The organism is Mycolicibacterium sarraceniae, assembly GCF_010731875.1.
GTDB lineage: Bacteria > Actinomycetota > Actinomycetes > Mycobacteriales > Mycobacteriaceae > Mycobacterium > Mycobacterium sarraceniae.
Genome location: NZ_AP022595.1, coordinates 3,846,702 through 3,872,742, shown reverse-complemented (window position 1 = coordinate 3,872,742; position 26,041 = coordinate 3,846,702). Strand labels below are relative to the sequence as shown.

Sequence of the window (26,041 nt, the reverse complement as noted above, 5' to 3'; positions counted from 1 at the left end):
AATAACCCTAATGCAGGGCCGATACCGGATTTGCGAACTTTGATCGGTCGGGGTGTTGTAGGCGGGCCTAACTAAGGTTAGTCTGCACTAACAGTGTCGAGTCGAGGTGGCCTGCGATGAGAGGGATGCCCTGATGTACGTGTGTCTCTGCGCCGGTGCGACCAGCGCGACCGTCAAAGAGGTCGTCGCCGGTGGCGCATGTACGTCCAAGCAGGTTGCTGCGGCCTGCGGCGCAGGCGGCGATTGCGGCCGCTGCCGCCGCACCGTGCGGGCCATCATCGAGCAGCACTTCGCCGCGACGGCCACAGAGGTGCCCTGCCGCCAGTGCACCGGCAGAGTGTTCTGCCAGCTGCATGCCGGCGGCTCCCGGCGCTCCTCGGCACGGGCCAGCTGAGCTACGCCTTGCCGCGGTGAAAATCCGCCAGCGCCTCAGCGTTGGCAGCCGCGCCCATCAACTTCTCGAAGAAGGCGTTCTCCCGCGCGGTCGCATCGGCGATCCCCGGGCGCAGTGGTTCGACCATCGTTTGCTTGACCGCGATCAGGCTTGAAATAGGCCGGGAGGCAAGCACTTCGGCGTGCTTGCGAGCATCGGTGATCAATTCATCGGGTTCGCTCACCCGCCAGACCAAGCCCATCCGCAGCGCTTCGGCGGCGTCTACCCATTCCGAGGACATCAATAACCACGCGGCGTTCTGCCGACCGATCAACTGCGGCAACAGGTATGACGAGGCCGCCTCGGGGGCGACGCCCAGACTGGTGAAGGGGCACTTCAGCCGGGCCGTCGAGGACATGAACGCCAAATCCGCGTAGCCGAGGATGGTGGCGCCGATGCCAAGGCCTACGCCGTTGATCGCGCAGATCAATGGCTTGGGAAACTGGCTCAGCGCGGTGATTAGGCCGGGAAACCCATGTGCGCCTTGGACGAAGTCGGGATCGGTGATGCGCGCCTGCATATCGCCGAGATCCTGGCCGGCGCTGAATGCGCGACCGGCGCCGGTGATGAGGACGACGGCCACCTCGGGATCGTCAGCCGCGGCCAGCAGCGCTTCGGCGGTAGCGTCGTAGAGCGCCTCGTTGAATGCATTGAGGGCCTCGGGCCGATTGAGGGTGATCGTGCGGACCCGGTTCTCGTCTTCGATGAGCAGCGTCACGCGCGGAAGCCTAACGGTGCGCCAATGAATCGCGGCTGCCAAAGCCCGGCAGATGAGACTAGAGAACCGGGCTCCTTCGTCGAGTCAGCCGTTTGAGTACACCCGCGTCGGCGCGACCAGGATGGCGACGCGGCCTTGCTCCGCCATGATCTGGTCGTATACGGCCCAGTTGTCATGGGTGCCAACGCAAGCGGTGAACACCTTGGGCAGCAGCCGCCGCAGCTGGTCCGGGCCGCCCAGCCAGCCCGGCGTTGATCAGCGAGGCCTGAATGGTGTTGTCGGCGCGCAGCGTGGAGACCACCGCGAGACCACGGTCGGCCTCGGCCCGGGCGACGGCCTCGTCCAGCGTGGTCATGACTGGAACGGGCTCCGGTAGAGGTAACGACTGGTCGGCACCGCGTCGATGTTCACGTTGGCCCCGAATGCCGCTGTGCTGGCGACCATCTGCTCCATTCGGCTTTGCAGGTCCGCATCGTCGGCGGCACCGAAGAATGCGTGCAGACTGCTGACGGACTCGATGGGGAAATGCTCCTCAACGATCGCGTTGATCACCGGAGCATCCTCGGTGAGCGGGCGCACCACGTAGTTCTGCACGTAGGTGAACGTCGACTGGGTGGCGATCGCCACCGGCGTGTGGTTGCCGTGCCAGCGGGACAGCCACGTCGGCTCGTCCATATCGACCGGCCGGCGCAGCAGCGCCATATTGGCCAGCCCCGGCGTCCGCTCGCCGGGTGCCGTCACCGGCGGGGGCAGCGGAGCCGACTCGGTCACCAGGTAGGCGGCGATGTACTCGGCCTGGTGGCCGAGCAGTTCGAGGGCCATGAGGACCTGATCGCCGTAATACTGCTGGGTCCACAGGCTGACCAACGCCTGAACCGGCGGATCCAGCACCGTCAATGTCATCATCGAATCGCGGACATCGGCGTCACGGACGTTGATCGTCAGCCCGGGCAAGCCAAGCGCCAGCAGCTCCTGGGCCACCGGACCGCGCAGGTTCTCGGCCCACTCGTCGTCGGCCGCGCCGGTGCGCAGCGTGACAATAAGCTTCTCCATGACTGGCAACCTACCCGCCGACCCGGCGTAGGCTGGCCCACCTCAGGGGATCGAGAATTGGTCTCCTCGGTGGTCACCCGCCCATCAAGGAGCTGCGGCCGCCGAAAGGTGCGCCGAACGTCCTCATCGTCCTGCTCGACGATGTGGAGGCCTCCAACCCATTACGCCGTCGGCTCGACGCACGCCCTGTGTGCGCCCTGTCAGTGGACCAAGCAGGTGGCCTCATATTGGGGTGGCACCCACAACGGCACGATCGCGCACTGGCCCAACGGTTTCAGTCGCGCAGCCAGCGCGGAGTGATGAAGACGCCCTCGGCCTCCACGGTGATGCCCTCGGCGTCGGAGATATAGCCGGCAACAAAGGTTTTCACGCCCTCGACGCGGGTGATCTGGGCTTCGGCATGAAGCGGCCCGAGCGGGCAGGCCCGCAGGTACCGGACGGTGATGCTGCCGGTGAAGCGGGGCTTGTTGTCGGGACTGGCCGCCTCTCCGAGCACATGATCGAGCACCAGCGCCGACACCCCTCCGTGCACATGCCCGGGCGGACCCTCGTAGGGTGCGCCGAGATGAAAGTCGGTCCAGCGCCGGCCGTCCTCGTCGCGGTGGATCACCAACGGCGGTGCGCTCGGGTTGCGCAGGCCTATGACGGCGTTACCCCAACTGATGCTCCGCCCTGAAGGCGTGCGCTTGACTCCGAAGGCGCCGTCGATCTGCTTGCTGCGCAGCCGGGCCGTCGCCGCGTCGATATCGGCCTTCACCGCGGCGACGGTCTCGGCGTCCACCTCGGTGCGGATCGTCGCGTCGACCAGCTCACGCACTGAGATGGCGAGCGGTTCATAGATCGCCTGCTGCCGCTCGATGTCCTCGACGGACAGGTCCTCGGTGGTGAATTCCAGCACCCCAGCACTAGAGCACGGGGCCGACGCCGTGTCGAACCAGGGTCTCGTCGCTGGGCTAACACGATTGACGGATAACCGCCCCCCAGTTGGAATGCGAGCGTCGTCGCAGGCCACTGGCGGGATCAGTCCGCGACGAACGGGACCGTAACGCCGTCGGCGAGCACGATGTAGATCCGCCGCCACGGCTCGTCGTCGACCAGACGCCACTGGTGGCCGGAGCCGACCGTGTCCTCGGCCAGCAGCACATCGCCGGGTGCCAGGGTGAACTCCTGCCCGTCCCTCGTGGTGAAGACCAATGTGCCGGCGAGTGTCACCACGAGCTGGCGCACCGGTGCGGTATGCCAGGCCAGCGTGCCACCGGTGGCGGTCTCCTCCGCCGTCACGTGACTGGTCGAGATCGCCGCCGAGACCAGGTCGTCGTTGCGGCCCGGCGTCAGGTCCAGGCTACCGATCTGAATGTGAGATTGCTGATCGGCTCCGGTGAACAAGCGCACGCAGCGAATCACGGTGTGCCCCCTTTCGTTCTGTTCGGTTGCAACGGTATCCGGGCCCGGTGAGCTCACCTAGGGTGAGCGGCATGGCGGTTCCGCGCGGCGACACTGAGCCGTATTACGACCTCGGGGACTATCACCGACCCGTCGAGACCCCCTCGCCGCAGGCACAGCTGTGGGTCGACCGAGGACTGGTGTGGGCCTACGCCTTCAACCATGAGGAGGCGATCACCTGCTTCGAGCGGGCGCTGGCACTGGACGCTGACCTGGCGATAGCGCGCTGGGGTATCGCGTATGCGATCGGGCCCAACTACAACAAGGCCTGGGACGCGTTCGATCCCGTAGACCTGGCAGCGTCGCTGGCCCGAGCCCGGATGGAACTCGAGCTGGCCGCCACGAGCCGCGCCAGCGCCGTCGAGCTCGCCCTGATCGCGGCGCTGGCCACCCGATTCCCCACCGACGACCCCGATGACACCGAGGCGCTGGCGGCCGGCCACGCTGCCTACGCCGACGCGATGGCCGAGCTGGCTGCGGCCTATCCCGACGATGTCGACGTGCTGGCCCTGGCCGCCGACGCACTGGTCAACCTGACCGCATGGGCGTTGTGGGACACCACAACCGGCGAGCCCGCCCCCGGATCGCGGGTGCTGGAGGCGATATCGCTCCTGAACCGCGCCCTGTCTACCGAAGCCGGCCGCGTCCACCCCTTCGTCCTGCACCTGCACATCCACGCGCTCGAGATGTCGGCTCACCCCGAGGACGCGCTACCCGCCGCCGATCTGCTGCGCGGCCTGGTGCCCGACGCGGGCCACCTGCAGCACATGCCGTCCCACATCGACGTGCTGTGCGGAAACTACCGCGATTCCGTGCTGGCCAATCAGACCGCGGTGGCCGCCGACCGGCGGTTCGTCGAACACGCGGGGCCGCTGAACTTCTACTCGCTCTACCGGGCGCATGATCTGCACTTCATCGTCTACTCGGCGATGTTCGCCGGACAGTCCCAGATCGCACTGCAGGCCGCCGATGAATTGTCCGGGCAGCTGACACCTGACCTGCTGTCCATCGAATCCCCGCCAATGGCCGATTGGCTGGAAGCCTTCGTCCCGCTGCGAGTACACGTGCTGATCCGATTCGGCCGCTGGGATGAGTTGATCGCCGAGCCACTCCCCCAGGATGTGGCGTTATTTTGCAGCACAACGGCGACTATCCACTACGGACGTGGCGTCGCCTATGCTGCCACGGGCCAGCTGGCGCAGGCTGCCGCCGAACGCGAGGCGTTCGCGGCCGCCTACGATTCGGTCCCGGACTCGCGGTATCTGTTCAACAACACCAGTCGCGACATCTTGGCCGTCGCGGGGGCCATGCTCGACGGCGAGATCTCCTACCGTAATGGCGATTTCGACGTGGCCTTCGAACACCTGAGGAGCGCCATCGCCCTCGACGACGCGTTGCCGTATGACGAACCGTGGGGCTGGATGCAGCCGACCCGGCATGCCTACGGTGCACTACTGCTGGAGCAGGGGCGGGTCGAAGAGGCGGCCGCGGTGTACGCCGCCGACCTCGGTCTGGACCCGACACTGAATCGGCCGTGTCAGCATCCGGGCAATGTGTGGAGCCTGCACGGCTATCACGAATGCCTGCAACGCCTGGGCCGGGCCGGCGAAGCGGTGATCATCGGCCGCCAGCTCGAACTGGCCACAGCCCGCGCCGATGTCCCGATCCTGGCGTCGTGCGCGTGTCGACTGGACGTGTTCGACACCCCGGCCGACTCAGCCACGGATTGCTGCCACTGACGCCGTAATCTCGACACGTGCATGACGGCTTAGAACAACCTGCGCCGGTCACCGCCCAGCGCGGCAGGACGCGGCCGATCATGCATTTCATCCGCTCGGCGCCAGTGACGTTCACCTGGCTCGCGGTGCTGTTCCTCACCACGGTCGCCCAGCATCTGCTGCCCCGGTGGCATCTCATCGTGCTGCTGCGCCAGGATTCGACCAACCTGCATCACCTGGCTTCCGACCCGATCCGGGTGCTGATCACCAGCCTGCTCTGGCTCGATGGCGCCTCGTGGTGGCCCTATCTGGTGATGTTCTGTCTGTTCCTGGCCCCGGCCGAGCGCTGGCTCGGACACCTACGTTTCGTGATCGCAGGGCTGATCGCGCATATCGTCGCCACCTATCTCAGCGAGGGTTTTCTGTACTGGCAGATCCAAGAGGCCGCCGTCTCGCCGCGCTTCCTCAATGCCCGCGATATCGGGGTGAGCTATTTCGTCGTCGGCATCGTCGGGCTGCTGACGTATCACATCGCGCGCCCATGGCGCTGGTTGTACCTGATCGCCGCTTGCTGCTGGTTCGTCGGGGCGGTACTGATCAACCCCACCTTCACCCCGATCGGACACCTGACCGCCCTGATCGTCGGGCTGGCATGTTATCCACTGACCCGCGGGCGGCCTGGCCCACCGGTGGATCCCTCCTGGCTGGCGCGCACACGGCACCCGCGGCCACCAGCTGCGTAAAGTGAGACAGCGTGGCGCTCGACGAGGAGGACATCCGGCTGCTCGGCCGCTGTGTGGAACTCGCCCGCACCGCGCTGGTGGCCGGCGACGAGCCCTTCGGTTCGATCCTGGTCGACGCCGACGGCCGAGTCCTGTTCGAGGACCACAATCACGTCGGTGCCGGTGACGCCACCGCGCATCCCGAGCTGGCGATCGCACAATGGTCGGTGACCAACCTGTCGCCCGATCAGCGTGCCCGAGCCACCGTCTACACCTCCGGTGAGCACTGCCCGATGTGCGCGGCGGCCCACGCCTGGGTTGGCTTGGGCCGCATCGTCTTTGCGACCTCGGGTGCGCAGTTGGCGCAGTGGCTGGCCGACTGGCAGGCGCCGCTGCCGCCGGTGGCGGCGCTGCCGATCACGACGATCGCCCCACAGCTGACGGTCGACGGTCCAGCGCCGGAGTACCGCGACGAAATGATGGCCCTTTACGCCGCGAAGTTCGCGTGATGAAGGACTGGGTGCGCCATGCGATCTGGTGGCACATCTACCCGCTGGGCTTCGTGGGCGCCTTCCCCAACGCCGAACCGCCCGGACCCGACGAACACCGGCTGCGCCGCATCGTCGACTGGCTCGACTACGCCGTCGAACTCGGTGCCTCGGGGATCGCGCTGGGCCCGGTGTTCGCCTCCCACACCCACGGCTACGACACCACCGACCACCTCCGCATCGACCCCCGCCTCGGCGACGATGCCGACTTCGACCGCCTCATCGACGAAGCGCACCGGCGCGGACTGCGGGTCCTGCTCGACGGTGTGTTCAACCATGTCGGAACCGATTTCGCGCCGTATCGCCGGGCGGTCGATGAGGGCGACGCGGAATCGATCGGGTGGTTCCGCGGCCGCCCGGGCCGCTTCCACACCTTCGAGGGCCACGGTGAGCTGGTCACCCTTAACCACGGCAACCCGGTCGTCGCCGACTACATCGTCGACGTGATGAAACATTGGCTCACTCGCGGCGCCGACGGCTGGCGTCTAGATGCCGCCTATGCGGTGCCGGAGTCCTTCTGGGCGCAGGTGCTGCCCCGGGTTCGCGACACGCATCCCGACGCGTGGTTCGTCGCCGAGGTGATCCACGGCGACTACACGGCGTTCGTCGACGGCTCCGGAGTCGACTCGGTGACCCAGTACGAGCTGTGGAAGGCGATCTGGAGCAGCCTCAACGACGGCAACTTCCACGAGCTGGACTGGGCGCTACAGCGCCACAACGAATTTCTGGCCACCTTCGCTCCCCTGACGTTCGTCGGCAATCACGATGTCACCCGGATCGCCAGCCAGTTGGAACGGGCCGAGCATGTGACCCACGCGCTGGTGCTGCTCTTCACCACCGGCGGCGTTCCCAGCATCTACGCCGGTGACGAGCTCGGATCCCACGGCGTCAAGGAGGAGCGGGCCGGCGGCGATGATGCGGTGCGCCCCGAGTTCGGCCTCCTGCCGCCGCAACCGGACGCGGCCGGACGCGAGATTTTGAACCTGCACCAGTATCTGATCGGGTTGCGCCGTCGAAATCCGTGGCTATTTGACGCGAAAACCACTGCGCTGCAATTAGATAACCGGACCTACGCGTACGAGACCCGCAGCGGTGATGACGCGTTGATTGTCGCGCTCAATATTGATGACGCCCCGATGCACCTGCCAGTGGCCTCGCTGATCGGCGGGCCGGCCCAGCTGGTGGGCGGCACGGGGGCACCGCCGGAGGACACCGTCAGGGAGGTCGTGGTCCCGCCGCAGGGTTGGCTGGTGCTACGCCCCAGCTAGAGCAGTTCGAGGGTGCGGGGGTCTTGATGGCCGCTGTAGAACGGGTCCAATACCGCGAGGAAATCGGCGTTGTCGGTGGCGGCTCGAGCGAACAGTGTCATCGACGAGCGCACCTTCAGGCTCTCCGGCCAGGGGAAGATCTCCTTGATCGAGGCGCCCTCAATGGCGGTCCTTGATCGAGGCGCCCTCAATGGCGGCCAGCAGCGGGGTGCACTCATGCTGCCGCGCCGCCAAGCATCGACGAAGCGCTGCAGGTCGAATGGGTCCTCCATGCCGCCACCGTATCGTTGCCGGGGCGTGACCATGCTGTTATCGGCGACTAATTCAAAGTCGTTGGGCCGGGGCAGATCCCGAGTCCGGCACGTCTCCTGATCGTTAGCGAACCGCGACTTGGCGCACCGCCGCGCGTACCGAGTCGGCGCGGGCGCGCGTGATTAGCTACCGGCACACAGCAATCCTCCGGTTGTGAAACGCGTACGAAAGGTGATGGTTTCCGTCATGAAGATCGTCGAAATGATGCGAGGCACATGGTTGCGCCGCCTGGCCGCAGCCTTCGTGGCCGCACTCGCTCTGCCCGGCCTAATCGGCGTTGTCGGCGGGTCGGCGACCTCGGCCGCCTTCTCCAAGCCGGGACTGCCCGTTCTCTACCTTGATGTCCCCTCGGCCGCGATGGGCCGCAACATCCGAATCCAGTTCCAGGGCGGTGGCCCGCACGCGGTCTACCTGCTTGACGGCCTGCGCGCCCAGGACGATTACAACGGCTGGGATATCAACACCCCGGCGTTCGAATGGCTGTACGGCTCGGGTCTGTCCACCGTCATGCCCGTCGGCGGCCAGTCCAGCTTCTACACCGACTGGTATCAGCCGTCGCAGGGCAACGGGCAGAACTACACCTACAAGTGGGAAACGTTCATGACCCAGGAGCTGCCGGCCTACCTGGCCGCCAACTACGGTGTCGACCCCAACGGCAACGCCGTCGTCGGTCTGTCGATGGCCGGTAGCGCATCGCTGACCTACTCGATCTACTATCCGCAGAAGTACACCTACGCCGCGTCGCTGTCGGGCTTCCTGAACCCGTCCGAGGGTTGGTGGCCAATGCTGATCGGTCTGGCGATGAACGACGCGGGCGGTTTCAACGCCCAAAGCATGTGGGGTCCGTCGTCTGACCCGGCATGGCGGCGCAACGACCCGATGGTCAACATCAACCAGTTGGTCGCCAACAACACCCGGATCTGGATCTACTGCGGCACCGGTACGCCGTCGGATCTGGACACCTCCGGTGGCGGCGGCAACCTGATGGCGGCCCAGTTCCTCGAAGGCTTCACGTTGCGGACCAACAAGACCTTCATGGACAACTACCTTGCGGCTGGTGGACGCAACGGCGTGTTCAACTTCCCCGCGAACGGCACGCACAGCTGGGGCTACTGGGGACAGCAGCTGCAGCAGATGATCCCGGATATGCAGCGGGTTCTGGGGGCCACCCCGTCCGCTGGCTGATCCGGCCACACCACACACCAGCGAGCCTGTCGCCAACCCCCCGGCGGCAGGCTCGCTGCTTTGTGTCGCGACCACCAGCACCGGGGAACAAAGCGACTACCACCAGGGTTGAGTGCATCAGACTGAACTTTGGAGGACTGATGGCTGAAGCCAAATCTGTGCCGGTGCTGTTTGTCAGCGACCCGATCGTGCTGCCAGGAATGGTCGTGCCGATCTCGCTTGACGACACCGCTCGGGCCGCGGTCGACGCGGCCCAAGCGACCGACGCCGGCCAGCTGTTGATCGCACCCCGCCTGGACGATCGCTACCCAACCTACGGAGTGCTCGCGTCGATTGTGCAGGTCGGCCGCATCCCCGGCGGCGCCGCCGCAGCCATCGTCCGCGGTGAAAGCCGCGCCCATATCGGGTCGGGCACCACCGGCCCCGGCACCGCGCTGTGGGTCGAGGTGGAGAAGGTCGCTGCAACCGAACCGACCGAGGACACCAAGACGCTAGCGGCGGAGTACAAGAAACTGCTGCTGGCAATGCTGCAGCGCCGTGAGGCGTGGCAGATCGTCGATGTGGTCAACAAGATCGCCGATCCCACGGCATTGGCCGATACCGCCGGCTACGCGTCATACCTGACCGACATCCAGAAGCGTCAGCTGCTGGAAACCGAGGACGTGGCCGAGCGGCTGCGCGTGCTCATCGGCTGGACCAGCGATCTGCTGGCCGAGGTGGAGGTCAACGACAAGATCGCCGAGGACGTCCGCGACGGTATGGAGAGGACGCAGAAGGAATTCCTGCTGCGCCAGCAGCTCAACGCGATCCGCAAGGAATTGGGCGAGGGCGAACCGGACGGTTCTGATGATTATCGGGCCCGCGTCGAGGCCGCCGACCTGCCAGAGAAGGTCCGCGAGGCGGCGCTGCGCGAAGTCGGAAAGCTGGAACGCTCCAGCGAGCAGAGCCCCGAAGGTGGCTGGATCCGTACCTGGCTGGACACCGTCTTGGACCTGCCATGGAACACCCGCACCGAGGATTCAACGGATCTGAAGGCGGCCCGCGAGATCCTTGACGCCGACCACCACGGGCTGGACGACGTCAAGGACCGCATCGTGGAGTACCTGGCCGTGCGTTCCCGGCGTGCTCAGCGCGGCCTGCAGGTCGTCGGTGGGCGGGGCTCGGGTGCGGTGATGGTACTGTCCGGGCCTCCTGGGGTCGGTAAGACATCACTGGGCGAGAGCGTGGCTCGTGCGTTGGGCCGCACGTTCGTTCGCGTTGCCCTCGGTGGCGTGCGCGACGAGGCCGAGATCCGCGGACACCGGCGCACTTACGTCGGCTCGCTGCCCGGCCGGATCGTCCGCGCCATCGGCGAGGCCGGCTCGATGAACCCGGTCGTGCTGCTCGACGAGATCGACAAGGTGGGTTCGGACTACCGCGGTGATCCGTCGGCTGCCCTGCTGGAGGTCTTGGACCCGGCGCAGAACCATACCTTCCGCGACCACTACCTGGACCTGGATCTGGACCTATCCGATGTGGTGTTCCTGGCCACGGCCAACGTGATCGAGAACATCCCGTCGGCACTGCTGGACCGCATGGAGCTGATGTCGATCGACGGCTATACCGAGGACGACAAGGTGGCCATCGCCCGCGATTACCTGCTGCCCCGGCAGCGGGAAAGGGCAGCGCTCACCGTTGAAGAAGTGGAGGTGACGGATTCTGCACTACGCAAGATAGCTGCGGACTACACCCGGGAACCCGGCGTGCGTCAGTTCGAGCGACTGCTGGCCAAGGCCATGCGCAAAGTCACCACCAAGCTGGCCGACGATCCGGCTGCGTTGACGATCGACGAGCCCGACCTGGTCGAGTACCTGGGCCGGCCGCGGTTCATGCCGGAGTCGGCCGAGCGCACGGCGGTGCCGGGCGTGGCGACCGGACTGGCGGTGACGGGGCTGGGCGGCGATGTGCTCTACATAGAGGCAGGGTCCACCGAGGGAGAGCCGAGTCTGCAATTGACCGGTCAGCTGGGCGACGTGATGAAGGAATCGGCGCAGATCGCGCTGTCCTACGTCCGCAGCCACGCGCAGCAGCTGGGCGTGAATCCCGCGGCGCTGAACCGCAAGATCCACGTGCACGTGCCCGCCGGCGCGGTGCCCAAGGACGGTCCATCCGCCGGCGTGACCATGGTGACCGCGCTGGTTTCCATGGCCACTGGACGGCAGGTCCGCTCGGATGTCGGGATGACCGGTGAGGTCACCCTGAACGGCCGGGTGCTGCCGATCGGCGGCGTCAAGCAGAAGCTGCTGGCTGCTCAACGTGCCGGACTGTCAACGGTTTTCATTCCGCAACGCAACGAGGCCGACCTGGACGACGTGCCAGCCGAGGTGCTCGCGGCGCTGAGCGTGAAGCCGATGACCGATGTCGCCGAGATCGTCGCCCTGGCGCTCGCGCCGGCGGCCGAGTCGGCCACCACCGCGGCCTGATCGCGATCAGACGCAGAATTGCCCTGATTCACCTGAATCAGGGCGATTTTGGGTCTGCTCGCCGTACTACCGTCGCACCATGGCCTACGACGAAGATCTGGTGAACCGGCTGCGGGAACTGCTCGCCCCCGAAAAGGGTGTCGAGGAGAAGCGAATGTTCGGCGGCCCGGCCTTCCTGGTCAACGGCAACATGGCAGTCGCGGCCAGCGGGCGCGGAGGTCTGATGGTGCGGGTGCCACCCGAGCAGACGGCTGACTTCGTGGCCCGCGACCATTGCCTGTCGGGTGAATGACCTATCCGGTCCGCATCGCCGTCCAGATCCAGCCAGCTGACACCCCTGACTACGCCACCTGGCCGCAGGCCGTCCTGCATGCCGAGGAGATCGGGGTGGACGTCATCTTCGGCTACCGCAATCCGGACCTGCTCGCGGACATGGCACGGACGTTCGACCATATCGACGGTGGGCGGACCATCCTCGGCGTCGGTGCCGGCTGGTATGAAACGGATTACACCACTTACTGATTCGACTTCGGCACGGTCAAATCTCGGGCTGATCTATTCGATGAGGGACTGCTGCGCATCGAGCACCGGTTCGAGCTTCTGCAGCCGCCGCCGGTGCGCAAGATCCCGATTCTGATCGGGGGTTCCGGCCCCAAGCGCACTCTGCCCGCCGTCGCACGCCATGCCGATATCTGGCACACCTTCCTGCCCATCGACTCCAACCGTGAGGCGAGCAGCCGCGTCGCTGAGCTGGCGGCGGGATTCGGGCGTGCGGACAGTGGCATCGAGCGGTCGACGTTTTGGACAGGTCCACGATCGGCGGACGACTATTTGGCCGCCGGTGCGACGTTGTTCCACAACGAGATCCGCGCGGTTGACGGAAAGTACGACCTCAGCACGGCCGAGAAAATGATCGCCTGGCGCGACACGAAGCGATGATCGCCCGATGCGTCAATTTTGCGATATCCCGGACGCTGAAGTAAATCTCGTTTCAGTTTCGGGTCTCGTCGCATACTGGCTCGGATCGGCAAGCCGGATGCACGAGCCGCCAAGGTCCTCCTCAAACAGTTCGGCGGTATCGGCGATACCGGGGCCGACATTTTCCTGCGCGAAGTACAGGACGTATGGCCTTGGGTAAGGCCATATTTCGACAAACGTTCACTCGAAACCGCCGGCGAGCTCGGACTCCCCCGCGAGCCTGACCGGCTGGCTGCCCTCACCGGACGGTCGATGGCACCGTTGGCTACCGCGCTGGTGCGCGTCTCCCATGACGACGGCCTGCGTGAGCTGGTCGGCACGGCAGGTGCGTAGGAGTCACTGTTCGAGGAGTCGCTCTCGGGCCGTTGCGAATTCGGCGTCGGTGAGATCGCCGCGGTCCCGCATGATCTTCAGCGTGTGCAACCGCTCGGCGATCTCGGGTTCGAGATCGCTGGGCTGCGGGGCGGCCCGCAGGATCGGCTCGTCTTCGATCAGCTCGATGCGGTCAGGCCGGTGCGGGTCGACGCGCACCGCCACCCGGTCCTCGGACTCCGGCACCTCACCGAGGATGAACGTCCCGGTCAGCCGGGCCTCGTAAGATGCTGTGCCGCTGGGGAGTTCGATGCTCAGCCGCAGGACACGACGGCCGGCATCCTTGTTCACCACAACGTTGAATATCGGCCTGATCACCTCGAGCACCACACCGATCCCGCGCACGCCGTCGCGGCGCAGCTGATCCAATTCTGCGACTCGGCCGATCAGCCACACTCCGTAGCCGGCGATCAGGGCAGTCCACAGCGCGAGCCACCACAGGGACAGTGGTGCAGTCCAGTCGGCTGCCCATGGAACCAGCGACGCAATGAACCAGCCCATCAGCACGGGCCGCGGTGATCGGCGCGAAATCATCAGGAACACAACGAACTGCGCAACGTACCCGACCAGCCAGACGCCGAGCACCCGGCCGGTGGATGCCGCGGAACCGACGTGGTCGAGCATGAGACTACCGATCAGGGCCGGCACCACGATCAGGACGCACCACAGCAATGAGAGGGTCGCGATCGTCCGCCACATCACCGGGACACGGTATACCGCTGTCACGCCCCCACGACTTCGCAGTCCAGGGCGAGCACCGCGATCAGCCCGGCCATCCGGGCGACGGGGACGTGAAAATACTGCTACTTGCGCGATCAGGCCAGGCTGGCCCGGCCGTCGGCGTGCACCCGCACCACGGCACCGGCGATGTCCTCGCGCACCGTCACCGCCGCTGCCTCAGGCTCGTCGATAACCGCCAGTGCGCGCGAGTCGTCGCTGGTTCGCACCGTCAGGAAAGCTTTTTCCGGCTGCCCGTCGCGATTGAATGGCGTGGTCCAGGCCTCCACCGTGCCCTCGCCGTCGAATTCGACCAGCGCCCGGCAGGTGGGCTCGCGGTCGACCGCCTCCTGCACGTCCTCCCAGCGGAAGGCGGCCGGCGGTGGAGTCGCGCTGTAGACACCGAAGCTGTGTTTGGTGAGGTAGCCGCCGTTGGCGGTGATTAGCCCTCGGGCGGCCGGGTTGGCCCGGAGCAGGTCGGCCATGGTGGCGATCGAGTGCATGACGTAGTTGTTCCACGGTCCGCCGGCGAACGTCAGCCCACCAGTGACCGTCAACGGCCGCTGCGGATCGTCGGTGGGGACGCCGAGCTCGCGGGCTGCCACCTGCACCGCTGACGGAAAGCAGGAATAGATATCGATGTGGTCGAGGTCATCGACACCGACACCGGCCAGTTCCAAGGCGCGGTGGGCTCCGAGCCGGATCGCCGGGGAGCGGTGCAGTTCGTGGCGTTCTGCCACGGCGTAGGTGTCATGCGAGTCGGCACCCGCATACGGAAAGACCCACGTATCCCGCGGGATCTGCAGATAAGTGGCTTTCTCCGCCGAGCACAGGATGACCACCGCAGCCTGGTTGACCATGTTGTTGGAGTTCATCAGCTTCGGATAGGGCCAGCTGATCATGCGGTTGTCCGCACTGGGCTGCCCGATCTGCTCGGCGCTGCGCGCCTCAGGGCTCCATGCGTGCGGGTTAGCCGCTGCCACCTGGCTGAACCGCGCCCACAGGTCAGCGATCCGGCGCTGGTGATCCTCGACGGTCTCACCGTCGGCGATCCGCAGTGCCTGCTCAAAGAGCGGATAGACGAACGACGGTCGGTCCAGGGCGATGCGGTCTTGGGCCGGGCCCGACATCGGCACGTCCTCGCCGCCCGGGGGCACCGCCACCGTATCGTCCTGGCGGGTCCAGTCCGGTTTGATCCCGTTGGCGCGCAGGCGCATCCGGGTCCGCCAGGTCTCGCCGCCGGCGAGCAACACGACGTCGGCGCGGCCGTTCTGGATGTCCAGGCACGCCTGATTCACCAGCGATTGCGGCGTATTACCGCCGACCCCGGTGTAGCGGGTGGCCGCCTCGGGCGCACCGATCCGCTGGCCCAGCAGCAGGCCGGGATCGCGGTAGTGCCACGACAGCAGGTTGACCACCCGGATCGCATCGACGGCTTGCAGCACCCGTGGGTCGGCCGCCTCGCGGGCGGCCGCGGCAATCAGGTCGACGGGTTCGATATCGGCGTCGTCGTGCTGGTTGACCTGTCCGGCCCCGACGAGTACTGGCGTCCGAGGATCCATGGCCGATCCCTTCCCTAGTCGTGGCGGTGTTTGACGGCTGTCAAAACCTAGCATCGGCTCGCCGGGGTCCCGACGGTCGGTGCCGACGGCCATGTCAGGATGTCGCCATGACGGTGGTTCTGGTGCACGGCAATCCGGAGACCGATGCGATCTGGGGCCCGCTGGTCGCAGCACTGGGCCGCGATGATGTGGTGCGGTTATCGCCACCAGGATTCGGGGCTCCGGTGCCTGCGGATTTCCCGATGACACACCTGGCCTACCGGGATTGGCTGGAGACCGAGCTGGAGCGTTTCGACACTCCCGTCGACCTGGTTGGCCACGACTGGGGAGGGGGGCACGTCATCAACGCGGTGATGCACCGGCCAGAATTGGTACGCAGCTGGGCCAGCGATGTGCTAGGCATCCTGCACCCCGATTACGTCTGGCACGACATGGCGCAGGTGTGGCAGACCCCGGAAGCCGGCGAAGAACTGGTCGAGGTGATGATCGGCGGTTCAGTACAGGACCGCGCCACCCAGCTCGCCGGGCTCGGGATTCCCGAAGGCGTCGCCGCGGAACTGGCCGTCGCCCAGGGCCCGGAGATGGGTCGGGCCATCCTGGCGCTGTACCGCTCGGCCACCCAGCCCGCGATGGCCGACGCGGGCCGCTCGTTGGGTAATGCCGCGGCCCGGCCGGGGCTATCGCTGCTGGCCACTGAGGACACCTATGTCGGCAGCGACGAACTGCGGCGAGACGCCGCGGCCCGGGCCGGCGCCCGCACAGTGGTGCTCGGTGGTCTCGGGCACTGGTGGATGCTGCAGGATCCCGCACGCGCCGCTCAGGTGCTCACCGACTTCTGGTCCTCGCTGGCCTGAATCAGGCTGCAGCTCAGGGATTTCCGTTCTCGCCAGGAGTGCCCTCGGTCCCGCCCGGCCCGCCCGTACCGCCGTTGCCGCCCAAACCGATCACTCCGCCCCGGCCGCCGGTGCAGCCACCGCTCGGACACGTCTCGGCGATCCAGCTGTAGCCATTGCCCAAGAGAACGCCGGCATCAGGATGCTGGGCCGTGCCGTTGCCGACGAACAAGCGCACCCCGGCTCCCGGTGCCGGCAGGCTCGCCATCGTCACCACCTTCGGGGTCGACACCGCTCGCGTCGCGGCCTGCGCTGGGGTGGTGTGCGAACCGGGCGCTTTTGGTCGCGGCGCCCCACGTCCCGTACCCGCCGACACAGACGCGCGCGCCGGAACAGCTTTCACCGTCCCACTCGCCGAAGGCGATGACCCGTCGTCGGCGAACGCCAAACCACCGACCCTCCCCACATAGGGCCCACAACGCAGAACCCTCATCGCCTTTGTCCGAGATGCGCGACGGCAGAGCAAGGAAACCATCAGCAGGCCTTTCGATCACGAGATGAGCTGGGGCGACAATGAACCGATCGCATGCACCAGCGCCGCACTCCCGTTGGCGACCCCTCACGGGACACCGTTGGCCGAGATGGCTTGTCGCCATGGGCATTCAGTACGGCCTGCGGGATCCGGCGACCAACCGGACAGCCTCCAGCCCTGGTGCCGGTTCGCCGGATAAGCCCCATAATCCGAATTGTGACCTCGGAATGACAATCTGTCAATATCTGATGTTGGGAAGCGCCGGGACAGATCAAACACACTCTGCGCCAACGGGTGTGCAGGAATTGTGCCGCGCTCCCCTTCCGATGGTTCTCAGCGCCTGGCTCCTGCGGTGATGGGCCCGCAGCGCGAGGTGCGGCGGTCAGTCCTGATCGATGTCGGAGAGTGGCAAAGCGCGCCATGGCACGAATTCGTGGGCCACGTTGGCGAGCCGTTGCGCTTTGCGCGCGTTGACATTCAGTAGTCGCAGCAGTTCGGCGATAACGAGCGGGATGGCGTCCGGGGTGAGGCGGCCGCGGAAAAGATCCAGACCCGCGCCCATCACCGCACCCGCGAAGATGCAACACGTCGCCGCCAGGTCGGTGACTCGGAATTCCCTCCGGGCGACGCCGAGCTGGATGTCTTCGCGCAGCTGGATGTGAAAGCCGTCGAGTAGACCGTCGACCGGGAGGCCTGAGTCGAACAGCAGTCTGCCGACGTCAGGGTTGACGGCGAACAGTGTGAGCGTCTGGCGCGTGGTGCGCGCGACAAGATCGGCCTGATCGGCGGCGTCGGCCGTGGCGTGCCCCAGTACGCGGAAATGTTCGCCGATCACCAGCCCGCCGATGGCTTGGATGGCGGCGGGCAGGGACTCGAAGTGAGCATAGAACGTACCCTGTGCCACGCCGGCCCTGGCGACCACCTGAGGTACCGAGACGGTGTCCACCGCCCGATCGAGCAGTAGTTCCTGAAGCGCGACGAGCAGAGCAGAGCGGGTTCGCAACTTCTTGTTGGTCAGCACTTCACCCACCAAACTATCGTTGGATAGCACTGACAGTAAGTCAACAACCAGACGGGTGAGCGCGTTGCGGCTCGGCACCATGTCCGTCCGTCGATTCGCACGAGCAGCGGCGCCGACTGACGTTTGCGCTCCGACATGCGGGGTATGCCCAACTGTCCCCTAACAAGGAAGTGAGGGTCGCATGCCTCTCGGATCGACAACGATGTCAAGGGCCACAATGGCGTTGGTGGGCGGGGCTGCAGTGCTCACGTTGGCCGTCGGCTGCGGTGGCAGCGGCGACTCCGGCAAGAGTTCCACGTCGACGACGACCACGACACCGACCTCATCGGTTGTGGTGACGACGACGACCAGCCCGACCGATACGATGGCACCGGGCGGCACGGGCGGTGCCGGTACTGCGCCGGGTGGCGTCACCGGTGGTGGCGACGCCAACGGCGGTGGCGGCACCATCCCGGGCGGTCCGACCGGTAGCGGCGGACCCGGTGGCGGCACCGGATCGATCCCCGGCGTCGGTAGCGGCGGTGGTGGTCCCGGCGGTGGCGGCGGCTGCATCAACGGTGTCGGCTGCATCGGCACCGGCGGATAGGCGTACGCAAAGCCAGTGGCCACTTGTGGCACGCATCCGACTCGTAGTCGTGTCATAAGTGGCCACTCAGCTTTGAGCGGGTCCCACCCGGTCGATCGATTTGAGTGAGAAGAACGCGTCCAGCCCTTCCGGTCCGAGTTCGCGGCCGATGCCGCTGGCTTTCACACCGCCGAACGGCGCGCGGAAATCCAGTCGACAGTCGTTGATCCCGATCGTCCCGGTACGCACTGCTCTGGCCACCTCGGTGACTCTGTCGTCGTCGGTGAACCACACCGTCCCGGCCAGGCCGAACTCGCTGTCGTTGGCCAACGCGATGGCTTCCTCGTCGCTGTCATCCGGGATCACCGCGCGCACCGGACCGAAGATCTCCTCCTGGGCGATGCGGTCGGCATTGTTCACGTCGGCAAAAACCGTCGGCGCGACGAACCAGCCGCGTTTCAGATCCGCCGGAACTGATCCGCCCGCAACAAGTTTCGTCGAGCTTTTCTTTCCCGACTCGATGTAGCCCAGCACTCGATCGCGCTGGCGGGCACTGACCAGCGGGCCGATATCGGTTCCCCGTCATCGATGATGATCGCCGCCGCGACCGCGCTGCTCCAGGGCAGCGGCGAATGCGGTGAGCACCTGCGCCGGATGAAAATCTGTGCTGCCGTGCTCATCTGGTCACTCCCGTGAACTCGGTATCGACCGCGGGTGCGAACAGCACCCCGTCGGCGATCAACTGTTCGATCTCATCGCCTCGCATGCCAAGCACATCTGAGCAGACTCGGCGGGTGTCGGCGCCGGGAAGGGGTGCTGGGCGTTGCGGCGCGGGCGGGATGTGGCGGAATGGCGCCGGGCCCGCCTCGGTCGGCAGCGGCACCTCGAACAACGGATGTGCCATATCGGCGAATACGTGTCGTGACCGAAGCTGCGGGTCGTCGTGCAGATCGGTGGATCGGTACATCGGACCGGCGGGAACGCCAGCGGCCTGCAACGTCTCTGCGGCCTGCACCGGTGACCGATCCCGGACCCACGCCGCCAGCTCCCCCGTTCCGACCAGCGTCGAAATCGCGGTGCGGTCGGCATCCGACCTGATCGACACCACACACCACTCGTCATCGCCCGCGCATGGCAAAACCAGGTGGGTGGTCGGATCCGGATCGATCCGATCGGCAGCGGCAGCGGCAGCGGCCAGCGTGACGTAGAGCGTGTCGAGCTGGTTGATCACCGCTTCGGCCTGGGACACGTGGATCCGCGTGCCGACGCCCTCGCGCTCGCGCTGGATCAACCCGGCCAGGGCGCCGATCGCACTGACCCGCCCGACCACATGGTCGGGGAAGATCGTCGTCGCGTCGTAGAACGCGTGCCGTGCGGTGGGCGCGGGTGGCTCCGCCGATGTCCACAATCGGGTCACGCCGATGGTGGCGCGCACCAGCGGGCCGTAGCCCATGCGCTTACTCCACGGGCCGGTATCGCCGAATGCGCTGCTTTCGGCCACCACCAGAGTCGGGTTGAGCTCCCGCAGCCGTTCGTGGGAAAAGCCCAGTGCCGGCAGGGTTCCCGGCTTGAAATTGGCGAAGATGGCATCGGATTCTGAGACCAGCCGTCCGAATAGCGCCGCGCCGGCCGGGCCGCGGAGCTCCAGGCCGAGTCCAAGATTATTGCGATGTGCCCTGGCGAACGACGCGCTGATCTGCTGATTGGGCCGCTTCTGTCGCAGGCCGTCGGGGTAACTCGAACTCTCGACCTTGATCACCTCGGCGCCGAGGTCGGCGAACAGCCGGCTCAGTTCCCCGCCCGCGACGATCACACCCAGATCCAGAACCCGAATACCTTCGAGCGGCCGGGTACCTAGGCTCCGGGTTGCCCCGGGAGTGAATGCCGTTGACACCCAGCCATTGTCGTTGTCATCGAGCTCTGGCGCCGGGGTGCGGTACCCGGCGTGGGTGCCGTCGACCACCCAGTAACCCACTGGCACCCGGGCCGGGGCGCCGGGTGCCAACTCGGTGTCCACCAGCGCCCCGACCTCGGCAAGGTGCTCAGACGCCAAGGCCTGCGACGGGGTCAGGACCGCGGCGATCGGCACCCCGTGCGCCTGGCCCTCGGCCACCAGTTGCTTCATCGTCCGATCCGCGAACAGTGCCGCCATCAGCTGGCTCAATTCGCCGAATGCCTTGGTGCGGGCGGCAATCGAGTCGAAACGGGGATCCTGGAACTGCTCGGGCTCCCCCAGCCAGGCCCGCATGCCGTGCCACTGTCGCGGAGCCAGGACGCAAAGGCGCACGTAGCCGTCCCGGCAGGCGAAGATTGGATAGGAATCCTGGTTTCTCGGTCGGCCCCGCCACCGCTCGGCGGAATTGCGGGCGGTGGCGGCCTGACCCTGGGTGCCAAACGGTGGATCCAGTGTCAAGACCACTGCGTCGAAGCGGGAGAAGTCGATGTAATCGCCTGTTCCGCAGCGTAATCGGTTGAAGTAGGCCACCAGTACCGCCCAGGCCGCCTGCACCGCGGCGGTTGCCGAGGCGATGCCGTCCGGGGGCAGCACCGGGGTGCCGGTCGCCGGGCCTGAGCGCGACAGCGCCGACGACATCGCATAGAGCACCGCGTCGGTGGCGCGCCAGGAGGCGTGCGGGCCCTGCGTCCCGAAATCGGTGACCGACATCGTGACCAGTGCGGTGAACTGGTCGGCCAATGCGGCGCAGGAGGTGCCCAGCGCCGCCGACAGTCCGGGTGTCCCGCTGTCGATGAGGATGTCCGCGCCGGCGACCAGCTCGAAGAAATGCCGCCGGTCGGCGTCGTCGGAGGGATCGAGAACGGTGCCGCGCTTATTGGCGTTATGCAGGGCGAAGGGAACGCTGACCCCGTCCAGGGTAGGCCGGGACCAGCGCGCGGGACTGCCGCCGGGAGGCTCGATTTTGATGACGTCTGCGCCGAGATCGGCTAGCAGTCGGGTGACCCCGTCGCCGGTCTCCTCACACAGATCCAGAACCCGCACCGAGGAGAGCAACACCTGAGTCAGCGTAGTAGAGCGGCCCGTGAACAAATGGTGCCCCGCAAGCACGATCGCGTCGATCGGAGTTGGATGGGGGCATGGAGTCGATAAGTGAAGACACGATCGCCCAACTCGACGGCTGGTGGCGCGCCGCCAACTACCTCTCTGTCGGCCAGATCTACCTGCTGGACAACCCGCTGCTACGAACGCCGCTGACCCGCGACGACGTCAAGCCCCGACTGCTCGGGCACTGGGGCACGACCCCGGGGTTGAATTTCCTCTACGCGCATCTCAACCGCGCCATCAAGACGCGCGAGCAGTCGACCATCTACGTCACCGGACCCGGCCACGGCGGTCCAGGGTTGGTGGCCAACGCCTACCTGGACGGCACCTACACCGAGACCTACCCGGACATCACCCAGGACGCTGAGGGTCTGCGCCGGTTGTTCCGCCAGTTCTCCTTCCCCGGCGGCATCCCGTCGCACGTCGCGCCCGAAACCCCTGGTTCGATCCACGAAGGCGGCGAACTCGGGTATGCCCTGTCGCACGCCTACGGCGCGGCGTTCGACAACCCGGACCTGCTGGTGGTCGCGGTAGTCGGCGACGGCGAAGCCGAGACCGGTGCACTGGCCACCAGCTGGCATTCCAACAAGTTCGTGAACACCGCCAACGACGGTGTGGTGCTGCCGATCCTGCACCTCAACGGCTACAAGATCGCCAACCCCACCGTGCTGGCCCGCATCCCTGAGGACGAATTACGGAGCCTGATGATCGGTTTGGGCCATCAGCCGTACTTCTTCGAGGTGCCGGATGACGGTGCAGCAGACTCGAGTGGCCATGCCGACGCGCATCGCCGGTTCGCTGCGCTGTTGGACGACGTGTTGGACCGGATCACCGAGATCAAGGCTTCGCCCGACGCAGAGCGGCCGGCCTGGCCGATGATCGTGTTCCGCACCCCCAAGGGGTGGACGGGCCCTGCCACCATCGACGGCAAGAAGACGACCGGATCGTGGCGCGCGCACCAGGTTCCGCTGGCCAGCGCCCGCGACACCCCCGAACACCTCGCGGTACTGGCCGAGTGGTTGGCTTCGTACCGGGCCGAGGAACTGTTCGACGCCGACGGCAAGCTGGATCCCCACATCGCCGCACTCGCGCCGCCCGGCCAGCTGCGAATGAGTGAGAACCCGCACACCAACGGCGGATTGCTGCTCAAGGATCTGCGACTGCCAGACTTCCGGGCCTTCGGCGTGGACGTGCCCGCGCCCGGGGCCACGGTCGCCGAGGCGACCCGCGTGCTCGGGCAGTGGCTGACCGAGGTGATCCGGCTGAACCCGGACAACTTCCGGATCTTCGGGCCCGACGAGACCGCATCCAACCGGCTGCAGTCCGTCTTCGAGGTGACCGACAAACAGTGGAGCGCCGAGTTCGTCGGCCCCGAGGTAGACGAGCATCTGGCCCGAGCCGGTCGCGTGGTCGAGATGCTGTCGGAACACCAGTGCCAGGGCTGGCTCGAGGGATACCTGCTGACCGGCAGACATGGTCTGTTCAACTGCTATGAGGCGTTTATCCACATCATCGACTCGATGGTCAACCAGCATGCCAAATGGCTCAAGGTCACTAACCACATTCCGTGGCGCCGCCCGATTGCCAGCCTCAATTACCTTCTGTCCAGCCATGTTTGGCGCCAGGACCACAACGGGTTCAGTCATCAGGATCCTGGTTTCATCGACCATGTGGTCAACAAACGCGCCGAAGTCGTGCGGGTGTATCTGCCGCCAGACGCCAACACATTGCTCTCGACCTACGACCACTGCCTGCGCTCGCGCCAGTACGTCAACGTTGTGGTCGCCGGTAAGCAACCGCACCCCAACTTCCTCACTATGGAGCAGGCGATCGCGCACTGCACTCGCGGCCTGGGCATCTGGGAGTGGGCGGGCAACGAGACCGTGGGCATCGATCCCGACGTCGTGATCGCCGCCGCCGGCGATGTCCCGACGCTGGAGGCACTGGCTGCCGTCGACCTGCTGCGCCAGCACCTCCCGGAGTTGCGGGTCCGCTTCGTCAACGTTGTGGACTTGATGCGGCTGCAGGACGACACCGAACACCCTCACGGCCTGTCCAGCCGGGCGTTCGACGGCATCTTCACGCCCGACAAGCCGGTGATCTTCGCCTATCACGGCTACCCCTGGCTGATCCATCGGCTGACCTACCGGCGCAGCAACGACAACCGCATTCACGTTCGCGGGTACAAGGAGGAAGGCACGACCACCACGCCGTTCGACATGGTGATGCTCAATGACCTGGACCGCTACCACCTGGTCATCGACGTCATCGATCGAGTCCCCGGCCTGGGTTCGGCGTGCGCCACGCTGCGCCAGCAGATGATCGACAAACGCCTCGAGGCCCGCGAGTACACCCGGGCCCACGGCGACGACATCCCCGAGGTGCGGGACTGGGTCTGGCCCGATGCCCGCGCCGCCGGGGTGAGCCAGGCTGTGGACGCCACCGCGGCCACCGGCGGAGACAACGAGTAGAAACTTTGCTGGTCACTCGCTGAAGGCGAGTACACTCGGGCGGGTTATGTCCGAACAGAGCGCGGTGGCCGCGCACCCCCACCCCGCGCTTTCGCAGCTTGCAGCCCTGCATCACTACCGGATCTACGTCGACATCGGCATCGTCGTCGTTGTGCTGGCGATGACCAACCTTGTTGCTCACTTCACCACGCCGTGGGCCAATGTCGCTGTGGTACCCGCCGCCGCCGTCGGCCTGCTGTTGCTGGTCCGCTCACGCGGACTGGGCTGGACCGAGCTCGGGCTGGGCCGTGAGCACTGGCGCTCGGGCGCGCTCTACGCACTCGGCGCGGTACTGCTGGTGCTGACGGTCATCGCGGTCGGCGCGCTCCTGCCCTGGACCCGGCCGATGTTCCTGAACAACCACTACGCCACCCTGTCGGGCGCGCTGCTCGCGTCGATGATCATCATCCCGCTGCAGACCGTGATTCCCGAGGAGCTGGCGTTTCGCGGTGTGCTGCACGGTGCACTGGACCGCGCCTGGGGCTTCCGTGGGGTGGCGGCCGCCGGGTCGCTGCTGTTCGGCCTGTGGCACATCGCCACGTCGATGGGCCTGACCAGCAGCAATGTCGGTTTCACCCGGCTGTTCGGCGGTGGCGTGCTCGGCATGCTCGCCGGGGTGGTCATGGCGGTGCTGGCGACGGGAGCCGCCGGATTCGTCTTCACCTGGCTGCGGCGGCGCAGCGGCAGCCTGATCGCCCCGATCGCGCTGCATTGGTCGCTCAACGGCCTCGGCGCGCTTGCGGCCGCGCTGGTGTGGCACCTGTCCTGAGCTAACCGCGGCGAGTGCGTCGGGCCCGGAACTCCCGATTCTTCAGCTTGTTGCCGCACGTGGCCATGTCACACCACGTGCCGCCGTGGTTGCGGGACCGGTCGTAGAACGCCCATCGGCAGTCCTCGTTGGCGCAGGCCTTCAGCAGCGCCCAGGTGCCATCGCGTTGAGCGTCGGAAACCACGAGCATCAGCGCGAGCAGCCGCCCGTCGAGGGAATCGCTGTCGGCGGCGAGCTGCACCGTGCCGTCCGCACCGAGGTGTACCCGGACACCGGCTGCAGCGGTGATCCGGCTCAGCGGACTCAGTTGATCGACTGTCGGCGCCGGACCACCCGCATTCTGCAGCAGCATCGCACGCAGCGCTTCGCGGACATCGCGGATGGCACGCAGCTCGTCGTCGGTGGGAATCCCGTCGAACGGCAACAGCCCGTGGGTGCGCAGCCACGGCTGCGCGTCGGTGACCAGCGCCAATCGGTCGACGCCAGATTCGAGGTCGATGGTGTTGACCAACGCTTGTATCCGGGCCAACGGCTCGGGTGCCGGCTTGGCCTCGATACCACCTGGCCACTGCACAGGGGCCTGCGTCATATGGATCAGCGTACGAGCCCGTGACCGGTAAATCAATTTGACTGGTCATGCGTGACCGGTGTAGCGTTTTCGATGGCCATCAGAGACGGCGACGAGGCTCGTCTCGGAACAGGAAAAGCCCATGGGGCCCAACGATTTTCAAGACTCCCGCGACACTAACACGCGGCTGCCGGGCGGATTCGCCGCCCCCGCAACGGCCGGACCACAAGGTGATGCGGCACTACGCACCCGGCTGAAGGCACGGCTGCTCGCCGGTCGGCTCGATCGTGAAGTCGAAGTGGGTATCGTGCCGTTGCCGGGCAGCTCGCTGGCGGCGCACATCGCACGACTCACGTCCAGTGGGGAACGCGAAGCACTGGCCGGCACACTCATGCAGGCACTGGCCGAGTTGCGTCGCGACCGTCGAGGCTTCTCCCCTCACATTCCCGTGGATCCGGAGCGACTGGCCAGCTGCCGGGACGTGATCGACGACATCACGTTGCTGCTGCATTCCCCGCGCCCGGTGCGCGCGCGGGGTATGGCCAGGCTGCGCCTCTTGCTCGCCGACGGAACCGGGCCGCTCTATCGCAACGGGCGGGGCAGTTTGGCCGCCGAGCTGCGCGGCGTGCTGGCGGCCCTCTAAGCCACCAGCACCGCGGCACCGGCGATGCGCCCCTCGGCCAGATCGGTCAGG

General features: G+C 66.5%; 23 protein-coding genes and 5 pseudogenes. 15 read left to right on the top strand and 13 right to left on the bottom strand.

The genetic code is table 11. From position 1 onward, the window contains the following. The first annotated feature begins 133 nt into the window (after positions 1–133). Positions 134–394 (top strand): (2Fe-2S)-binding protein, encoded by a 261-nt coding sequence (locus tag G6N13_RS19355; RefSeq protein ID WP_163699571.1) that lies wholly within the window; start codon positions 134–136, stop codon positions 392–394. 1 nt (position 395) lies between these two features. On the opposite strand, the gene G6N13_RS19350 is transcribed toward G6N13_RS19355, so the two are convergent. The 3 genes and pseudogenes from G6N13_RS19350 to G6N13_RS19340 form a co-directional block, all read right to left on the bottom strand. After that, a complete protein-coding gene (locus G6N13_RS19350; protein ID WP_163699569.1) occupies positions 396–1,151 on the bottom strand; it encodes an enoyl-CoA hydratase/isomerase family protein in 756 nt (251 codons plus the stop codon). A gap of 84 nt (positions 1,152–1,235) precedes the next feature. Further along, positions 1,236–1,506 (bottom strand): annotated as a pseudogene (locus G6N13_RS19345) (hypothetical protein). Further along, a complete protein-coding gene (locus G6N13_RS19340; protein WP_163699567.1) occupies positions 1,503–2,204 on the bottom strand; it encodes an EthD domain-containing protein in 702 nt (233 codons plus the stop codon). Before G6N13_RS19340 ends, G6N13_RS19345 begins: the two are co-directional and overlap by 4 nt. Positions 2,205–2,363: 159 nt before the next feature. Here G6N13_RS19340 and G6N13_RS25395 point away from each other — a divergent pair. Further along, positions 2,364–2,483 (top strand): annotated as a pseudogene (locus G6N13_RS25395) (hypothetical protein); the annotation flags it as partial. On the opposite strand, the gene G6N13_RS19335 reads toward G6N13_RS25395, so the two are convergent. Beyond that, positions 2,479–3,102 carry a PaaI family thioesterase gene (locus tag G6N13_RS19335; protein WP_163699565.1) on the bottom strand — a complete coding sequence of 208 codons (624 nt, stop codon included), beginning with the start codon at positions 3,100–3,102 and terminating at the stop codon, positions 2,479–2,481. The pseudogene G6N13_RS25395 and the gene G6N13_RS19335 overlap by 5 nt on opposite strands. A gap of 122 nt (positions 3,103–3,224) precedes the next feature. Then, the gene (locus G6N13_RS19330) at positions 3,225–3,608 is read right to left on the bottom strand and encodes a cupin domain-containing protein (RefSeq protein ID WP_163699563.1); all 384 of its coding nucleotides are present in this window, start codon (positions 3,606–3,608) and stop codon (positions 3,225–3,227) included. Between the two features lie 71 nt (positions 3,609–3,679). Here G6N13_RS19330 and G6N13_RS19325 point away from each other — a divergent pair, with 71 nt between their 5' ends. The 4 genes from G6N13_RS19325 to G6N13_RS19310 are packed head-to-tail and all read left to right on the top strand — an operon-like array spanning position 3,680 to position 7,903. After that, positions 3,680–5,386 carry a tetratricopeptide repeat protein gene (locus G6N13_RS19325; RefSeq protein ID WP_163699560.1) on the top strand — a complete coding sequence of 569 codons (1,707 nt, stop codon included), beginning with the start codon at positions 3,680–3,682 and terminating at the stop codon, positions 5,384–5,386. A 17-nt stretch (positions 5,387–5,403) separates the two neighbouring features. Further along, a complete protein-coding gene (locus G6N13_RS19320) occupies positions 5,404–6,108 on the top strand; it encodes a rhomboid-like protein (protein ID WP_235677824.1) in 705 nt (234 codons plus the stop codon). 11 nt (positions 6,109–6,119) lie between these two features. Continuing rightward, positions 6,120–6,596, top strand: a complete 477-nt coding sequence (locus G6N13_RS19315; RefSeq protein WP_163699558.1) for a nucleoside deaminase — start codon at positions 6,120–6,122, stop codon at positions 6,594–6,596. After that, the gene (locus G6N13_RS19310; protein ID WP_163699556.1) at positions 6,596–7,903 is read left to right on the top strand and encodes an alpha-amylase family glycosyl hydrolase; all 1,308 of its coding nucleotides are present in this window, start codon (positions 6,596–6,598) and stop codon (positions 7,901–7,903) included. Before G6N13_RS19315 ends, G6N13_RS19310 begins: the two co-directional genes overlap by 1 nt. On the opposite strand, the gene G6N13_RS25950 is transcribed toward G6N13_RS19310, so the two are convergent. Continuing rightward, positions 7,900–8,175 carry a DUF1810 family protein gene (locus tag G6N13_RS25950; RefSeq protein WP_163699554.1) on the bottom strand — a complete coding sequence of 92 codons (276 nt, stop codon included), beginning with the start codon at positions 8,173–8,175 and terminating at the stop codon, positions 7,900–7,902. The genes G6N13_RS19310 and G6N13_RS25950 overlap by 4 nt on opposite strands. Positions 8,176–8,401: 226 nt before the next feature. Between G6N13_RS25950 and G6N13_RS19300 the strand changes: the two genes are divergently transcribed. The 4 genes and pseudogenes from G6N13_RS19300 to G6N13_RS19285 all read left to right on the top strand — a co-directional run bounded on the left by G6N13_RS19300 (position 8,402) and on the right by G6N13_RS19285 (position 12,801). Beyond that, positions 8,402–9,400, top strand: a complete 999-nt coding sequence (locus G6N13_RS19300; protein ID WP_163699551.1) for an esterase family protein — start codon at positions 8,402–8,404, stop codon at positions 9,398–9,400. Positions 9,401–9,540: 140 nt separating this feature from the next. Continuing rightward, positions 9,541–11,862 (top strand): endopeptidase La, encoded by a 2,322-nt coding sequence (gene lon / locus G6N13_RS19295; RefSeq protein WP_163699549.1) that lies wholly within the window; start codon positions 9,541–9,543, stop codon positions 11,860–11,862. Between the two features lie 79 nt (positions 11,863–11,941). Beyond that, positions 11,942–12,136: pseudogene (locus tag G6N13_RS19290) on the top strand (TfoX/Sxy family protein); the annotation flags it as partial. 14 nt (positions 12,137–12,150) lie between these two features. Continuing rightward, positions 12,151–12,801: pseudogene (locus G6N13_RS19285) on the top strand (LLM class flavin-dependent oxidoreductase). 375 nt (positions 12,802–13,176) lie between these two features. On the opposite strand, the gene G6N13_RS19280 reads toward G6N13_RS19285, so the two are convergent. Beyond that, entirely contained in the window at positions 13,177–13,914 is a 738-nt protein-coding gene (locus G6N13_RS19280; RefSeq protein ID WP_163699546.1) for an SHOCT domain-containing protein, read from the bottom strand. 113 nt (positions 13,915–14,027) lie between these two features. Further along, positions 14,028–15,491, bottom strand: coding sequence for an acetyl-CoA acetyltransferase (locus G6N13_RS19275; RefSeq protein WP_163699544.1), 1,464 nt, complete (start codon positions 15,489–15,491; stop codon positions 14,028–14,030). Between the two features lie 107 nt (positions 15,492–15,598). On the opposite strand from G6N13_RS19275, the gene G6N13_RS19270 reads away from it, so the two are divergent. Next, positions 15,599–16,345, top strand: coding sequence for an alpha/beta fold hydrolase (locus tag G6N13_RS19270; RefSeq protein WP_163699542.1), 747 nt, complete (start codon positions 15,599–15,601; stop codon positions 16,343–16,345). A 13-nt stretch (positions 16,346–16,358) separates the two neighbouring features. Here G6N13_RS19270 and G6N13_RS19265 read toward each other — a convergent pair whose 3' ends face one another. Continuing rightward, positions 16,359–16,592 carry a hypothetical protein gene (locus G6N13_RS19265; RefSeq protein WP_163699539.1) on the bottom strand — a complete coding sequence of 78 codons (234 nt, stop codon included), beginning with the start codon at positions 16,590–16,592 and terminating at the stop codon, positions 16,359–16,361. Positions 16,593–17,238: 646 nt separating this feature from the next. After that, positions 17,239–17,886, bottom strand: coding sequence for a TetR family transcriptional regulator (locus tag G6N13_RS19260; protein ID WP_163699538.1), 648 nt, complete (start codon positions 17,884–17,886; stop codon positions 17,239–17,241). A gap of 193 nt (positions 17,887–18,079) precedes the next feature. Here G6N13_RS19260 and G6N13_RS24380 point away from each other — a divergent pair, with 193 nt between their 5' ends. Then, positions 18,080–18,463, top strand: a complete 384-nt coding sequence (locus G6N13_RS24380; RefSeq protein WP_163699536.1) for a hypothetical protein — start codon at positions 18,080–18,082, stop codon at positions 18,461–18,463. A 66-nt stretch (positions 18,464–18,529) separates the two neighbouring features. Here G6N13_RS24380 and G6N13_RS19250 read toward each other — a convergent pair. Both G6N13_RS19250 and G6N13_RS19245 read right to left on the bottom strand, forming a co-directional pair. Next, positions 18,530–19,018, bottom strand: a pseudogene (locus G6N13_RS19250) (aldehyde dehydrogenase family protein); the annotation flags it as partial. A gap of 100 nt (positions 19,019–19,118) precedes the next feature. Continuing rightward, positions 19,119–21,464: a CoA transferase gene (locus tag G6N13_RS19245; protein ID WP_163702318.1), complete on the bottom strand. Its 2,346-nt coding sequence runs from the start codon at positions 21,462–21,464 to the stop codon at positions 19,119–19,121. 71 nt (positions 21,465–21,535) lie between these two features. On the opposite strand from G6N13_RS19245, the gene G6N13_RS19240 reads away from it, so the two are divergent. After that, positions 21,536–23,971 carry a phosphoketolase family protein gene (locus G6N13_RS19240; protein WP_163699534.1) on the top strand — a complete coding sequence of 812 codons (2,436 nt, stop codon included), beginning with the start codon at positions 21,536–21,538 and terminating at the stop codon, positions 23,969–23,971. 46 nt (positions 23,972–24,017) lie between these two features. Beyond that, a complete protein-coding gene (locus G6N13_RS19235; RefSeq protein WP_163699532.1) occupies positions 24,018–24,779 on the top strand; it encodes a CPBP family intramembrane glutamic endopeptidase in 762 nt (253 codons plus the stop codon). Position 24,780: 1 nt separating this feature from the next. Here G6N13_RS19235 and G6N13_RS19230 read toward each other — a convergent pair whose 3' ends face one another. Further along, entirely contained in the window at positions 24,781–25,368 is a 588-nt protein-coding gene (locus G6N13_RS19230) for a CGNR zinc finger domain-containing protein (protein ID WP_163699530.1), read from the bottom strand. A 121-nt stretch (positions 25,369–25,489) separates the two neighbouring features. Between G6N13_RS19230 and G6N13_RS19225 the strand changes: the two genes are divergently transcribed. Then, on the top strand, positions 25,490–25,990 hold the full coding sequence (locus G6N13_RS19225) for a hypothetical protein (protein ID WP_235677823.1): 501 nt from the start codon (positions 25,490–25,492) through the stop codon (positions 25,988–25,990). The last annotated feature ends 51 nt before the right edge of the window (positions 25,991–26,041 follow it).